Raw genomic sequence first — 15,414 nt, 5'->3', positions numbered from 1 at the left:
GGTCCCGCACCCGTAGGCTTCCCGGGTGAGCGAGAAGAGCAAGTTCAGCGGGTGTCCGGCGACCGGGGTCGGGTCCATGCCCGGGGGAGACGCGCGGGAGGCGGCGAAGACCGTCACCGGTTCCTTCGCGGACGGTCAGGGGATGCCGCATCTGGCGGAGCTGCCGGCCCGCGGTCCGGGCGCGGACATGATCGGGCGGACCATCGGGATGCTCGTCGAGATGTACGGCCATGTCGAGCCGAGCGGCTGGCGGATCAGCGACCGGCCGGGCCGTGACACCAAACGGGCCCGGTCCTGGCTCGGCGAGGACCTGGACGCCCTGGAGGAGTTCACCCAGGGGTACGAGGGGCTGCTCAAGGTGCAGGCCGTCGGTCCGTGGACCCTGGCCGCGGCCCTGGAGCTGCGGGGCGGCGAGGCCATGCTCGGTGACCCCGGCGCCTGCCGCGACCTGGCCGGGTCGCTGGCCGAGGGGCTGCGCGCGCACCTGGCCGACGTACGCCGCCGGGTGCCCGGAGCCCAGGTCGTGCTCCAGCTCGACGAACCGTCCCTGACCGCCGTACTGCTGGGGCGGGTCCGGTCCGCGAGCGGCTACCGCACCTACCGGGCCGTGGACCGCCAGGTCGTCGAGGGCGCCCTGCGCGAGGTGCTCGCGGTGCGGGGCGACGGGCCGGGGACCGTCCACTCCTGCGCCCCCGAGGTGCCGTTCGCGCTGCTGCGCAGGGCCGGTGCCGACGGGATCTCCTTCGATTTCTCCCTGCTCACCGAGCGTGAGGAGGAGGCGATCGGGGAAGCGGTCGAGGGCGGCACCCAGCTGTTCCTCGGAGTGGTGCCCGGCACCGATGCGGGCTCGGCCGGATTGTCGGACCCGGGCGGTAGCGTCATGGGGGTCAGGACGCTGTGGAGCAGGTTGGGGCTGAATCCGGGGACTCTCACCCAGTCCGTCGTGATCACTCCGTCGTGCGGGCTCGCGGGGGCATCTCCCGCGTACGCCCGCGCCGCGCTCGCCCACTGCGCCAGGGCGGCGAGATCGCTCGCAGACAACCCTGAGTGATGGGGACGACGGGCCAACGGGAGGACGGGATGATGGCCGGCGAACACCGGGCAGAGCAGTCGGGCACCGTGCCGGCGGACGCGCGGGAGCAGCACGCGCAGCTGGCCGAGCAGGTCGAGGAGCACCGCTTCCGGTATTACGTGAACGACCAGCCGGTCGTCAGCGACGCGGAGTTCGACCGGATGATGCGCACACTGGAGGGTCTGGAGGACCAGTACCCCTCGCTGCGTACACCGGACTCCCCGACCCAGAAGGTCGCCGGCCCGTACCGCACGGAGTTCACCTCCGTGGAGCACCGGGAGCGCATGCTCTCCCTGGACAACGCGTTCGACGACGAGGAGCTGGCGGCCTGGGCCGAGCGCGTCGCCAAGGACGTCGGCACCACGGACCACCACTTCCTGTGCGAGCTCAAGATCGACGGGCTCGCCGTCAACCTCACCTACGAGAACGGCCTGCTGACCCGCGCGGCGACCCGCGGCGACGGCCGCACCGGCGAGGACATCACCCCCAACGTCCGGACGATCTCCGAGATCCCGCACCGGCTGAAGGGGGACCGGATCCCGGCCCTCGTCGAGATCAGGGGCGAGGTCTTCTTCCCGATGGAGGGCTTCGAGGAGCTCAACGCCCGTCTGGTGGCGGCCGAGGACAAGCCCTTCGCCAATCCGCGCAACGCGGCGGCGGGTTCCCTGCGCCAGAAGGACCCCAGAGTCACCGCGACCCGGCCGCTGCACATGGTGGTGCACGGCATCGGTGCCCGCGAGGGCTTCGGGATCGACCGCCTCTCGCACGCCTACGAGCTGCTGCGCGAATGGGGCCTGCCCACGGCCCGGCACAACAGGGTCGTGGACACGCTCGACGGCGTACGGGAGTTCATCGCGTACTTCGGCGAGAACCGGCACTCCGTGGAGCACGAGATCGACGGCGTGGTCGTCAAGCTCGACGAGATCCCGCTCCAGGGCCGGCTGGGCTCGACCTCGCGCGCCCCGCGCTGGGCGATCGCCTGGAAGTACGCCCCGGAGGAGGTCAACACCAAGCTGGTGAACATCCGGGTCGGCGTCGGCCGCACCGGCCGGGTCACCCCGTACGCCCAGGTCGAACCGGTCGAGGTGGCGGGCTCCGAGGTGGAGTTCGCCACCTTGCACAACCAGAACGTGGTCAGGGCGAAGGGCGTCCTGATCGGCGACACGGTGGTGCTCCGCAAGGCGGGCGATGTCATCCCGGAGATCCTCGGCCCGGTCGTCGATCTGCGCGACGGCACGGAGAAGGCGTTCGTGATGCCCTCCGAGTGTCCCGAGTGCGGCACGGAGCTGCGCCCCATGAAGGAGGCCGACATCGACCTCCGCTGCCCCAACGCGCGCTCCTGCCCCGCCCAGTTGCGGGAGCGGATCTTCTATCTGGCAGGCCGCAAGAGCCTGGACATCGACCACTTCGGGTACGTCGCGGCCGCCGCACTGACCAGACCGCTGGAGCCCGCCGAGCCGCCCCTGCTGGACGAGGGCGATCTCTTCGGGCTCACCGTGGACCGGCTGTTGCCGATCCGGGCCTATGTCCTCGACCAGGACAGCGGACTGCCCAAGCGCGACCCGAAGACCGGCGAGGAGAAGATCGCGACGGTCTTCGCCAACCAGCAGGGCGAGCCGAAGAAGAACGCCCTCGCGATGCTGGAGGGGATCGCCGCGGCGAAGCAGGCTCCGCTGGCCCGGATCCTGACGGGGCTCTCCATCCGTCATGTCGGCCCGGTGGCCGCCCAGGAGCTGGCCCGTCAGTTCCGTTCCATCGACCGGATCGACGAGGCCTCCGAGGAGGAGCTGGCCGCCGCCGACGGGGTCGGCCCCATCATCGCCGACTCGGTGAAACGGTGGTTCGCCGAGGACTGGCACCGCGAGATCCTGCGCAAGTGGCGGGAGGCCGGAGTCCGGATGGAGGACGAGGGCGCGGGACCGGACGAGGGTCCGCGGCCGCTCGAAGGGCTCACCGTCGTCGTCACCGGCACGCTGGCCTCGTACACCCGGGACGGCGCGAAGGAGGCGCTGCAGAGCCAGGGGGCGAAGGTCACCGGATCGGTCTCGAAGAAGACCGCCTTCGTGGTGGTGGGGGACAACCCCGGCTCGAAGTATGACAAAGCGGTGCAGCTCAAGGTGCCCGTGCTCGACGAGGACGGCTTCGCCGTGCTGCTCGGGCAGGGGCCGGAGGCGGCGAAGGAGGCCGCACTGCCCGGCGCGGAGGAGGCGGCACCGCCCGCCGGCGGGTGACCCGGACGGCGGGCGGGGCCGTACGGGTGGTCCGCGGTGGCCGCCCGTACGGGGCGGGCGGGGCGGAGGGATCGGTTCCGGGCATCTCGAACACGACAGCGATCGAGATGTCTTCGAGACGACATCGAGACACCTGACAGGCGTGGCGGCCGATCAGGGGGGAAGAAAACGGGCCAGAGGGGGCGAGTGGCGACGGGGAGGCCCGAATGGCCGACCGCTGCCACCCGTTCGGCGCATATCAGAAGGTGACGGGTGGTCGGCTCGCATTCGGGCAAGAGCTGTAGAGCGCTGCCCGTGGATGCCCTTCGCGGCCTACTGTTGAGACGTGCGCCTGCCGTGCACGGCCGCTCGACGGGCCGTGATGGGCACGAGAGCGGGGGCCATCGTGGGACATCGGCACCGCCGGCTGTGAGAGGGACGGAATGAAACCGACCGAGAGCGCCGCACCGGTGGCGCGGCTGCAAGGTTTCGTCGGCCTCACACCCAAAGTGGGTGCCGTCGTCGTGATGATCGCCGCCGTCCAGCTGGCGACCGGCTTCTACCGCACGGTGCGCGAGGGCCACGCGCTCTTCCCGGACGGCTCCGCGGGCTGGTCCCTCGCGCTGCTCACCGGGGTCGTCGTCGGCCACCTGGTCGCGCTGGGACGCGACCGCTGGTGGGGCGGCACCGGCTCCGGGGCCGCCCTGACCCTGGCCGTGCTGCTGCTCTACGGCTGGGTGGCCGCGGGCCTGGTCAGCACGGTCGTCGTGGTCCTCGTCGGGACGGCCCGGCGGCACCGCTGGTGGCAGGGGCTGCTGCACGGAGCGGTCGACATCCTGGGTATCGGCGCCGCCGCCCTCGTCCTCGCCGCCTTCGGCGAGGTCCCGACCGTCGAGAAGCCCTGGCAGCCACCCGACTGGGGCATCGACGCCGTTCCGGAAGTGCTCCTGGCCGCCTCCACGTATCTCCTCGTCACCCGGGTACTGCTGTGGTACGCGCGGGCACCGCAGTGCGGCGGGCTGCCCACCATCGCCCGGACCGCGCTCCTGCGCCAGGGCCTCGTCGCCGTCGCCCTGCTCGGTATCGCCCCGCTGATCTGCGTCGTCGCGATCGCCATGCCCGTACTGCTGCCGCTGTTCGCGGTTCCCCTGATCGCCCTGGACTCCACGCTCTGGATCGCCCGCGCGCGGGCCGAGGAGCAGCTGCGGGACCCGTTGACCGGGCTGCCCAACCGGCAGTGGCTGCTGGAGCGGACCTGGTCGGCGCTGGAGGACGCCGAGAGCGTGGGCACCAGGTCCGCGCTGGTCCTGATCGACCTCGACCGCTTCCGTGCCGTCAACGACACCCTCGGCCATCTGGCGGGGGACCGGCTGCTGCTGCAGATAGCGGACCGGCTGCGGCTGGCCCTGCCGCGCGGCGCGGAGGCCGCCCGCCTGGGCGGGGACGAGTTCGCCGTGCTGCTGCCCCAGGCCGACTCCACCACCAGCGCGCAGCGGGTGGCCCGCCACCTGGTCGCGGAGCTCTCCTCGCCGCTCGACCTCGACGGCCTCACACTGGTGCTGGAGGCGAGCGCCGGGGTCGCCGTCTACCCCGACCACGCGCTGGACGCCGAGGGACTGCTCAGGCGCGCGGACGTGGCCATGTACCAGGCCAAGCGGGACCGTACGGGTGTCGAGGTGTACGAGTCCAAGCGGGACAGCAACACCCCCGACCGGCTCGGCCTGCTGGGCGACCTGCGGCGCGCGCTGGACGCCGGCGAGGTGGAACTCCACTACCAGCCCAAGGTCCGCTTCGACGGGCAGGTCGCCGGCCTGGAGGCGCTGGTGCGCTGGGTGCATCCGGAGCGCGGCAGGGTCCCCCCGGACGAGTTCATCGCGATCGCGGAGTCGTCCGGCCTGATGCCCCACCTCACGGAGTACGTCCTGGAGACGGCGCTGGCCCAGGTCGCCAGGTGGCGGGCGCAGGGGCTCTTCGTCCCCGTCGCCGTCAACGTCTCCCCGCGCGATGTCCACACCCCGGGCTTCGCGGGCAGCGTCGCGGCCCGGCTGGCCCGGCACGGTGTCCCGGCCGGGGCGCTTCAGCTGGAGATAACGGAACACGTACTGCTGGAGGACCCGCAGCGCGCCGCCGACACGCTCGCCGGGCTGACCGGCCACGGCGTGAAGATGTCCCTCGACGACTTCGGCACCGGCTACTCCTCCCTGGTCCATCTGCGCAAGCTGCCGGTCAGCGAGCTCAAGATCGACCGGTCGTTCGTCGCCCGGCTGGCCATCGACCACGAGGACGCGGAGATCGTCCGCTGCACCATCGACCTGGCGCACTCCCTCGGCCTGCTCGTCGTCGCCGAGGGCGTCGAGGACGACGAGACCTGGGAGCGCCTGCGGGACCTGCGGTGCGACGCGGTGCAGGGCTGGCTGGTCGCGGCCGCGATGCCGCCGCAGGAGGCCACGGCCTGGCTGCGGGCCCGCGGAGAGCACGGCTGGCGGCGGCCCGCCGAGCTGGCGGCGGCCGCCGCGGCCGCGGCGGCGGCGAACGGCACGGCGGCGAACGGAACGATGACGAACGGCGCTGTGACGAACGGCGCGGTCAGCGGAGCCGTGAACGGGTCGGTGAACGGGTCGGTGAACGGGTCGGTCAACGGAGCCGCGCACGGGGCGGCCAACGGAGCCGCGGCGAGCGGGGCCGTGAACGGAGCGGCGAACGGCGCCGGGCTGAACGGTGCCGCGGAGGCCGAGCAGCGGCCGTCGGGCCGCGCGGTGAACACCGGACCGGCCACCGCCTGACGCACGGCGCGGACGTACGCCCGCCGGGGGAACGGGCGGGTGGGGGACCGGGCCGTGGGCGACCCCATAGGATTGGGCCAAAACCACACACCAACCCCTGAGGATCGCTGCATGCCTGGCATCACGCGCGAGGAGGTCGCCCACCTCGCCCGGCTGGCGCGTCTGGAGCTGAAGGGCGAAGAGCTCGATCACTTCGCCGGTCAGCTCGACGACATCATCGGCGCGGTCGCCCGCGTCTCCGAGGTCGCCGACCAAGACGTACCGCCGACCTCCCACCCGCTGCCGCTGACCAATGTCATGCGCGCGGACGAGGTCCGTCCGTCGCTCACCCCCGCGCAGGCACTCTCCGGCGCCCCGGCCCAGGAGCAGCAGCGTTTCAAGGTGCCGCAGATCCTGGGGGAGGACTAAACAGCCATGACGGACATCAGCACCATCATCAAGCTCACCGCCGCGCAGACCGCCGAGAAGATCGCCTCCGGTGAGCTCACGGCCGTCGAGGTCACCGAGGCCCACCTGGCCCGGATCGACGCCATCGACGAGAAGGTCCACGCGTTCCTGCACGTCGACCGGGACGGCGCACTCGCACAGGCCCGTGCCGTCGACGCGAAGCGGGCCGCGGGCGAGAAGCTCGGCCCGCTGGCCGGCGTACCGCTCGCGCTGAAGGACATCTTCACGACCAAGGACATGCCGACCACCGTCGGCTCGAAGATCCTTGAGGGCTGGGTCCCGCCGTACGACGCGACCCTCACGCAGCGGCTCCGGGAGGCCGACGTCGTCATCCTCGGCAAGACCAACATGGACGAGTTCGCCATGGGGTCCTCCACCGAGAACAGCGCCTACGGCCCGACCGGCAACCCGTGGGACCTCACCCGTATCCCGGGCGGCTCGGGCGGCGGCTCCGCGGCCGCGCTCGCCTCGTTCGAGGCCCCGCTCGCCATCGGCACGGACACCGGCGGTTCCATCCGCCAGCCCGCCGCCGTCACCGGGACCGTCGGCGTCAAGCCCACCTACGGCGGCGTCTCCCGCTACGGCATGGTCGCGTTCTCGTCCTCCCTGGACCAGGGCGGGCCCTGCGCCCGTACGGTCCTGGACGCGGCGCTGCTGCACGAGGCCATCGCCGGCCACGACCCGCTCGACTCGACGTCCATCGACGCCCCGGTCCCGCCGGTCGTCGAGGCCGCCCGCAACGGCTCCGTACAGGGCATGCGGGTCGGCGTCGTGAAGCAGTTCTCGGGCGAGGGCTACCAGGCAGGTGTCGTCCAGCGGTTCAACGAGTCGGTCGAGCTGCTGAAGTCGCTCGGTGCCACGGTCGTCGAGCTCGACTGCCCGTCCTTCGACCTGGCCCTGTCGGCGTACTACCTGATCGCGCCGTCCGAGTGCTCCTCGAACCTGGCCCGCTTCGACGCCATGCGCTACGGCCTGCGGGTCGGCGACGACGGCACCAAGTCCGCCGAGGAGGTCACCGCGCTCACCCGCGAGGCCGGCTTCGGCGACGAGGTCAAGCGCCGCGTCATCCTCGGTACGTACGCGCTCAGCTCCGGCTACTACGACGCGTACTACGGCTCGGCCCAGAAGGTCCGCACCCTCATCACCCGGGACTTCGAGAAGGCGTTCGAGCAGGTGGACGTCATCGTCTCCCCGACGACGCCCACCACCGCCTTCCCGATCGGCGAGCGCGCCGACGACCCGATGGCGATGTACCTCGCGGACCTGTGCACCATCCCGACCAACCTCGCAGGCAACTCCGCCATGTCGCTGCCCTGCGGCCTGGCCCCGGAGGACGGTCTGCCGGTCGGGCTCCAGATCATCGCCCCCGCCATGAAGGACGACCGTCTCTACAAGGTCGGAGCGGCCGTCGAGGCCGCATTCGTGGAAAAGTGGGGGCACCCGCTGCTGGAGGAGGCTCCGTCGCTGTGAGCGCACTGACCAAGGCCAAGGGCTTCAAGAAGTCCAAGACCGGTACGTACCTGTCCATCGGCACCACCGCTTTCGGCGCGGTCGGCGTCATCAAGCAGGCCAGGAAGGCCCGCTTCGAAGGCGACACGCTCCGGCTGATCGACGCCGTCGTCTCCGCCGCCGCCATCGCCACCGGTGTCGCCCTGCTGCTGCGCGAGCTGAAGCGCATCGGCGACGACGACGTTCTGCTGGGCTGAGAGGGAAAGTTTCACCGTGACTGTCACTGACCTGGTGTCGTACGAGGACGCCCTCGCGTCCTACGACCCCGTCATGGGCCTCGAAGTCCATGTCGAGCTCGGCACCAAGACCAAGATGTTCTGCGGCTGCTCCACGGAGCTCAAGCAGGACGCCAACTCCCAGACCTGTCCGGTCTGTCTCGGGCTGCCCGGCGCGCTGCCGGTCGTCAACGAGATCGGCGTCGAGTCCGCCATCAAGATCGGTCTCGCGCTGAACTGCGAGATCGCCGAGTGGTGCCGCTTCGCCCGGAAGAACTACTTCTATCCGGACATGCCGAAGAACTTCCAGACCTCCCAGTACGACGAGCCGATCGCCTTCAACGGCTATCTGGACGTCCAGCTGGAGGACGGCGAGATCTTCCGCGTGCAGATCGAGCGCGCCCACATGGAGGAGGACACCGGCAAGTCGACGCACGTCGGCGGTGCCACCGGCCGTATCCACGGCGCGTCCCACTCCCTGCTCGACTACAACCGCGCCGGCATCCCGCTGATCGAGATCGTCACCAAGCCGATCGAGGGAGCGGGCGCCCGCGCCCCCGAGGTGGCCAAGGCGTACGTCGCCGAGCTGCGCGAGCTCATCAAGGCGCTCGGCGTGTCCGAGGCCCGCATGGAGATGGGCCAGATGCGCTGCGACGTGAACCTGTCGCTGCGCCCCAACGGCACCGAGAAGTTCGGCACGCGCTCCGAGACGAAGAACGTGAACTCGCTGCGTTCGGTCGAGCGCGCCGCCCGCTTCGAGATCCAGCGGCACGCCGCCGTACTGAACTCCGGCGGCACGATCGTGCAGGAGACCCGGCACTTCCACGAGGAGGACGGCTCCACCACCGCCGGCCGCATCAAGGACAACGCCGAGGACTACCGCTACTTCCCGGAGCCCGACCTGGTGCCGGTCGCGCCGGCCCGCGAGTGGGTCGAGGAGCTCGGCCGGAACCTCCCCGAGCTGCCCCGGCTGCGCCGCGCGCGGCTCAAGGAGGAGTGGGGTGCCTCCGAGCACGACATGCAGTCCATCCTCAACGCGGGCGCGGTCGATCTGATCGTCGCCACGACGGAGGCCGGTGCCCCCTCGGACCAGGCCCGCAAGTGGTGGATGGGCGAGCTGGCCCGTAATGCCAACGAGACCGGCCGCGGCCTGGACGAGCTCCCCATCACCCCGGCGCAGGTCGCCCGGGTGGCCGAGCTCGTCACCGCGGGCGACCTCAATGACAAGCTGGCCCGCCAGGTCATCGAGGGTGTCCTCGCGGGCGAGGGCGACCCGGACACCGTCGTCGAGAAGCGCGGCCTGAAGGTCGTCTCCGACGAGGGCGCGCTGGGCACGGCCGTCGACGAGGCCATCGCCGCGAACGCGGCCATCGCGGACAAGATCCGCGGCGGCAAGGTCGCGGCGGCGGGCGCGCTCGTCGGCGCGGTCATGAAGGCCACCCGCGGCCAGGCGGACGCGGCCCGGGTGCGTGAGCTGATCCTGGAGAAGCTCGGCGTCGAGGGCTGAGCCCGTCCCGTACGTCCCTGTAGGGGCGGTGCACCCGTGATCCGGGACGCACCGCCCCTTTTGGCCGCTCCGGAGCACCCGCTGAACACCGTCATGGCCGGGATGTCCGCCGCGCTGCTGCTCGGGGTGCCGGCGTTCGCCGTCGTACGCCTGCACGTCCACGGGATGGAACCGGAACTCGGTCATTTCACCCGGCTCGGGCTGGTGGCGGTACCGGCGACGCCGGCGGTGTCGACGGTCGCGCCGTGGGGGTCGCTGCGGCTGATCGGGGTGTGAGGAACGGCGGCCGTGGGGCCGGTCAGCCGGCCGCGGCCCGGGGGCGGGCGCTTGGACTTTCCGGGGCCACCTCTTGGACGTTCACCGCCATGCCGTGCAGCGGCCTTCCCGCAGCCATCTGGCTTGACTAACTTCCCCGCCGTACCACCGGAATCGGGAGGCTCACTTGACCACGGACATTTCACGGCGTCGGCTCTTCGCGCTCGGCGGCGGCGCACTCGGCGCCGCGGCGGCCGGCTCCTTCCTGCCACCGTCGCTCCAGGCCGCGATAGCCGCCCAGCCCGCCGCTGCGGCGGGGGCGGGCCGTGACGGTCTGGGCGCCATCAAGCATGTGGTGATCCTGATGCAGGAGAACCGTTCCTTCGATCACTACTTCGGGACGCTGCGCGGGGTACGCGGCTTCGGCGACCGCAATGCGATCGAACTCCCCTCGGGCAGGCCCGTCTTCGAGCAGCCGGGCCCGCTGGGCACCACCGTGCTGCCGTTCCCGGTGCGTGGGGCCGCCGAGACCCAGAAGAAGGACCTCCAGTACATCGGGGCCCTGGACCACTCCTGGAACGGTGGCTCCAAGGCCTGGGCCGGTGGCTGGATGAACGGCTGGATCACCGCGAAGACGGCCGCCACGATGGCGTACTACGACCGCCGCGACATCCCGCTGCACTACGAACTCGCCGACACCTTCACGGTCTGCGACGCCTACCACTCCTCGATCCACACGTCGACCAGCCCCAACCGCAACCACCTGTGGAGCGGGAAGACGGGCAACGAGCCGAACGGCAAGCGGGCCGTCGGCAACGACGCGTACAACGAGGGCACACACCCCGGCTACGACTGGAGCACGTACGCGGAGCGGCTGGAGAAGGCCGGGCGCAGCTGGCGGACGTACACCGAGTGGGAGAACTTCACCGACAACCAGATCGAGTTCTTCGCCACCTTCAAGGCCGTCGCCCGCAAGGCGCTGGCGAGGACCGGCGGGCACACGTACATGGAGTCCTTCTACGCCGCCGTCCGGGACACGGACGACGCCGGCGAGCGGGAACGGCTGCTGGGGCTCCTGGAGGAAGGGGTCGCCACGCTGACGAAGTCCGAGCGCAGCCTCTTCGAACGGGCGCTGCGCCGGGTCGAGACCGGCACCCTGGCCGACGAGTTCGCCAAGGACGTGGCGGCCGGGACGCTGCCCGAGGTCTCCTATCTGGTGCCCTCCGCGATCGACTCCGAGCACCCGAGCGTCTCCTCGCCGGTGCACAGCGCCACGATCGTCTACAAGGTCCTGGACGCGCTCGGCAAGCACCCCGACGTCTGGCGGCACACCGCCGTGCTCATCAACTACGACGAGAACGACGGCTTCTTCGACCATGTGCCGCCGCCGGTCGCCCCTCCGGAGGTGACCGAGGAGCAGTGGGAGGGCAGGCCGACCGGACTCGGGGTGCGGGTGCCGCTGCTGGTCGTCTCGCCGTGGACCGTGGGCGGATACGTCTGCTCCGAGGTCTTCGACCACACCTCCGTGATCCGCTTCCTGGAGCGCTGGACGGGGGTGCGCGAGCCGAACATCAGCGACTGGCGGCGCCAGGTCACCGGGGACCTCACCTCGGCCTTCGACTTCAAGCGGGCCCGCCGGCAGCCGGAGATGGCCCACCCCGCCGCCATTCCGCCCTTCAGCGGCCGCTGGCAGCCCAAGCCGCCCGCCGTCCAGCAGCGGCCCGTGCAGGAGCCGGGTGCCCGCCCGGCCAGGGCCCTGCCGTACCAGCCCGACGCCCAGGTGCGCCGGGTGGACGGACAGCTGCGGGTGGCCCTCAGCAACACCGGCCGGTCCTCCGCGCACTTCGCGCTGTATCCGTACGCGGCGGAGTTCCCCGCTCCGCAGCACCGCGATGTCCGGGGCACCGCGCAGTGGACGGTGCCCCTGACCGGCGAGGCGTACCGGTTCACGGTGACCGGGCCGAACGGCTTCCGGCGGGAGTTCGAGGGGCCGGCCGAGGGCACCGCCGAGGTCGCGTCCCGGATCGACGCCCATGAGCGCGATCTGCACCTCACCCTGCGCAACACCGGCAGGCGGACGCTGACCTTCACGGTGCGGCCCCTGGCGTACGTCGACGAGGACGACCTCCGGGACTGGACCCGGAAGGTCCGGGTCAAGCCGGGACGCAGCCGTACGGTCGTGCACTCCGCGGCCGATGCCCACGGCTGGTACGACCTCGATGTGACGGCCGAGGGGGAGGGCACCTTCCGGCGCCGGCTGATGGGTCACATCGAGAACGGCCGGGCGAGCGTCTCCGGCTGAGAGGGCGGGGCCCGGGAGGGCAACGGCGAGCGGCGATCCGGAGGGCGGGCCCGTGGCGTACGGAGGGCGGGCCCGCGGCGTACGGAGGGCGGGCCCGCGGCGTGCAGGGATGAGATCAAGCCCTGTGACCATGGCCACGAAAGGGGCAAATGATCACAGTTGGCTGTCAGAGTGACGGTTGTCAGGTGATGCGACGTTTACCGGAAGTTCCTGCTGTATCCGGATAAGGGTCCACGAACCCGCAGGGAGCCGTCCGTTGGCCGCCATCGCTCGCTGGTGCATCAGGCACCGCCTCGTCACCGTTCTCATCTGGCTGCTCGCCCTCGGCGGCGCCGCCACCGCGGCGGGCTTCGCGGGTTCCGCGTACTCCAACGACTACGAGGCACCCGGCACCGAGTCCGGCCGGGCCACCGAGCTCCTGCGGCACGGCTTCACGGACCTGGGCGGCGACACCGACACCGTCGTCTGGCACACCACCGGCTCCACGGTCCGGGCCGCCGACGTCGAGCAGACGATGACCCGGACCCTGCACGCTATCGAGGACCTGCCCGGCATCGGGGACGTCACCGGGCCGTACGGGGCCTCCGGCAGCGGACAGATCAGCGAGGACGGCCACACCGCCTACGCCGCGGTCACCTTCGACCACCAGGCCGACGACATCCCGAAGGAACAGGCACAGGCGCTCGTCGACACCGCGAAGGCGGCCGAGGGCGACGGGCTCCAGGTCGAACTGGGCGGCACCGCCGTCGCTCTCACCGAAGCACCCGCCCTCCACCTCGGGGAGGCCGTCGGGGTGGCCGTCGCGGGGGTCGTCCTCTTCCTGGCGTTCGGCTCGCTCGCGGCCAGCATGCTGCCCCTCGCCACCGCGCTCGTCTCCGTGGGCACGGCCTACGCGGGCATCGTGCTCCTCGGCCATGTGATGACCGTCGCCGACTTCGCGCCGATGCTGGGCATGCTCATCGGGCTCGGCGTCGGCATCGACTACGCGCTGTTCATCGTCACCCGGCACCGCCAGGGGCTCAAGCGCGGGATGACAGTCTCCGAGGCGGCGCGGAACGCTGTCACGACGACCGGACGCGCGGTCGTCTTCGCCGGGGCGACGGTCTGTATCGCCCTGCTCGGCATGCTGATCCTGCGGCTCGGCTTCCTCAATGGCGTCGCGATAGCCGCCTCGCTCACCGTCGTGCTGACCGTGGCCGCCTCGGTGACCCTGCTGCCCGCGCTGCTCTCCTTCACCGGCATGCGGGCACTGAGCCGGCGCGAGCGCAGGCAGCTCGCCGAACGCGGGCCGCAGCCCGAGCCGCCCACCGGCTTCGCCGCCCGCTGGTCCGCGTTCGTCGAACGGCACCCCAAACTGCTCGGAGCGGTCGCCGCCGCGATCATGCTGGTCCTCGCCCTGCCCACCACCGCGCTCCACCTGGGCACCTCCGACCAGGGCAGCAACCCCGCCACCTCCACCACCCGGCAGGCGTACGACCTGCTGGCCGACGGCTTCGGGCCCGGCGTCAACGGGCCGCTGACGATCGCCGCGCAGCTCGACGGTGCCGACGACCGGCTCGCGCTGGACGGGCTGCCCGCCGCGCTGCGGGCCACCGAGGGCGTCGCGTCGGTCGGACCCGTCGTCCACAACAACGCCGGCGACACGGCGTTCCTCACCGTCGTCCCCACCTCGGCACCGCAGTCGAAGCAGACCAGCGAGCTGGTCGACCGGATCCGGGACGACGTCCTGCCGCCGGTGACGGACGGCACCTCGCTGCGGGCCCATGTGGGCGGGGTGACGGCGAGCTATGACGACTTCGCCGAGGTCGTCATCGGCAAGCTGCCCCTCTTCGTCGGCGTGGTCGTCGCCCTCGGCTCCCTCCTGCTGCTCCTCGCCTTCCGGTCCATCGGCATCCCGCTGAAGGCCGCCGTGATGAACGTGGCCGCCGTGGCCTCGTCCTTCGGCGTCGTTGTCGCGGTCTTCCAGTGGGGGTGGGGGAGCGAACTGCTGGGACTGGGCAGCGCGGGGCCCATCGAGCCGTTCCTGCCGGTGATCATGGTCTCGGTGCTCTTCGGTCTCTCGATGGACTACCAGGTCTTCCTGGTGGGGCGGATGTACGAGGAGTGGCTGGCGACCGGGGACAACCGGCGGGCGGTCCGGGTCGGCCTCGCCGAGACCGGCCGGGTGATCAACTCGGCCGCGGTGATCATGATCTCGGTCTTTCTCGCCTTCGTGCTCAGCGGCGACCGGGTCATCTCCATGTTCGGCATCGCACTGGCCGTCGCCGTCGCCCTGGACGCGTTCGTCCTGCGCACCCTGCTGGTGCCCGCGCTGATGCACCTGCTCGGCGGGGCGAACTGGTGGCTGCCCCGCCGGCTGGACCGGTGGCTGCCGCGGATCAGCATCGAGCCGCCGGACTGCCGGGCACCGCATGCGAAAATCCCCGGGGCACGCGTGAACGAGAATGCCGGACCGGTCGGACGGCGCGCCCTCCAAGAACAGCCGTACGAGAAGGAGCACCACCATGTTCGCCGTATCCCTGGGTGACGACGGAGCCGAACTGCGCCCGCTGGAGGTCTGGCAGGCACCGGAGTTCCTGGCCCACATGGACCGGGCGCGCGTCGTGGTCGACCCGTGGATCCCGTTCGCGGCCGCCGCCACCGACCTCGCCTCGGCGCGTGCCCTGCTCCAGCGGTACGCGGACAAGCAGGCGGCCGACACGGGGCGGCTCTACGGCATCTGGCGCGACGGCACGCTCCTGGGCGGTGTCCTGTTCCGGATCTTCGACGCGGAGTCCGGCAACTGCGAGGTCGGCTGCTGGCTGGAGCCGGCCGGACAGGGGAGCGGTCTGATCACCCGCGCGATGCGGCACCTGATCGACTGGGCCGTCGACGTCCGTGGAATACACCGGGTCGAGTGGGACGCCTCCGCCGCCAACACCGCCAGCATCGCCGTGGCCAAGCGGCTCGGCATGAAGCGCGACGGCGTGCTGCGCGAGAACTACCTGTACCGCGGGACGCGGCACGACTCGGAGATCTGGTCCGTCCTGGCACCGGAATGGCGCGCTCAGCGGGGCTGAGGGACGACGGTGCGCCGCAACGTTAAGAAGGTTCTCATCCGGGCCCCCTAGCGTG

11 protein-coding genes are annotated in these 15,414 nt (G+C 71.4%); all 11 read left to right on the top strand.

Going from position 1 to position 15,414, the window contains the following annotated elements:
- Positions 1-25: 25 nt before the first annotated feature.
- The 11 genes from ACIGJO_RS04395 (at position 26) to ACIGJO_RS04345 (ending at position 15,359) form a co-directional block, all read left to right on the top strand.
- Positions 26-1,051: a methionine synthase gene (locus ACIGJO_RS04395; RefSeq protein WP_399951939.1), complete on the top strand. Its 1,026-nt coding sequence runs from the start codon at positions 26-28 to the stop codon at positions 1,049-1,051.
- A 32-nt stretch (positions 1,052-1,083) separates the two neighbouring features.
- Positions 1,084-3,303 (top strand): NAD-dependent DNA ligase LigA, encoded by a 2,220-nt coding sequence (ligA, locus tag ACIGJO_RS04390; protein ID WP_399951936.1) that lies wholly within the window; start codon positions 1,084-1,086, stop codon positions 3,301-3,303.
- 422 nt (positions 3,304-3,725) lie between these two features.
- Positions 3,726-6,065 carry a putative bifunctional diguanylate cyclase/phosphodiesterase gene (locus ACIGJO_RS04385; protein WP_399951933.1) on the top strand — a complete coding sequence of 780 codons (2,340 nt, stop codon included), beginning with the start codon at positions 3,726-3,728 and terminating at the stop codon, positions 6,063-6,065.
- A gap of 111 nt (positions 6,066-6,176) precedes the next feature.
- A complete protein-coding gene (gene gatC, locus ACIGJO_RS04380; RefSeq protein WP_003966094.1) occupies positions 6,177-6,473 on the top strand; it encodes an Asp-tRNA(Asn)/Glu-tRNA(Gln) amidotransferase subunit GatC in 297 nt (98 codons plus the stop codon).
- 6 nt (positions 6,474-6,479) lie between these two features.
- A complete protein-coding gene (gene gatA / locus ACIGJO_RS04375; RefSeq protein WP_399951930.1) occupies positions 6,480-7,982 on the top strand; it encodes an Asp-tRNA(Asn)/Glu-tRNA(Gln) amidotransferase subunit GatA in 1,503 nt (500 codons plus the stop codon).
- Complete coding sequence (locus ACIGJO_RS04370; RefSeq protein WP_266924111.1) at positions 7,979-8,218, top strand: hypothetical protein; 240 nt, start codon at positions 7,979-7,981, stop codon at positions 8,216-8,218. Before gatA ends, ACIGJO_RS04370 begins: the two co-directional genes overlap by 4 nt.
- Positions 8,219-8,234: 16 nt before the next feature.
- Positions 8,235-9,743, top strand: a complete 1,509-nt coding sequence (gene gatB / locus ACIGJO_RS04365) for an Asp-tRNA(Asn)/Glu-tRNA(Gln) amidotransferase subunit GatB (RefSeq protein WP_399951927.1) — start codon at positions 8,235-8,237, stop codon at positions 9,741-9,743.
- Between the two features lie 36 nt (positions 9,744-9,779).
- A complete protein-coding gene (locus ACIGJO_RS04360; protein ID WP_399951925.1) occupies positions 9,780-10,019 on the top strand; it encodes a hypothetical protein in 240 nt (79 codons plus the stop codon).
- A 166-nt stretch (positions 10,020-10,185) separates the two neighbouring features.
- Complete coding sequence (locus ACIGJO_RS04355) at positions 10,186-12,300, top strand: phosphocholine-specific phospholipase C (protein ID WP_399951922.1); 2,115 nt, start codon at positions 10,186-10,188, stop codon at positions 12,298-12,300.
- Between the two features lie 256 nt (positions 12,301-12,556).
- The gene (locus ACIGJO_RS04350; RefSeq protein ID WP_399951919.1) at positions 12,557-14,827 is read left to right on the top strand and encodes an MMPL family transporter; all 2,271 of its coding nucleotides are present in this window, start codon (positions 12,557-12,559) and stop codon (positions 14,825-14,827) included.
- A complete protein-coding gene (locus ACIGJO_RS04345; protein WP_399951916.1) occupies positions 14,805-15,359 on the top strand; it encodes a GNAT family N-acetyltransferase in 555 nt (184 codons plus the stop codon). The genes ACIGJO_RS04350 and ACIGJO_RS04345 overlap by 23 nt, the downstream gene beginning before the upstream one ends.
- The last annotated feature ends 55 nt before the right edge of the window (positions 15,360-15,414 follow it).

This window comes from Streptomyces sp. NPDC079020, from assembly GCF_044542225.1.
Taxonomy (GTDB): domain Bacteria; phylum Actinomycetota; class Actinomycetes; order Streptomycetales; family Streptomycetaceae; genus Streptomyces.
Note: the sequence above shows the minus strand (reverse complement) of the source record. Positions and strands in the feature narration are given on the sequence as shown.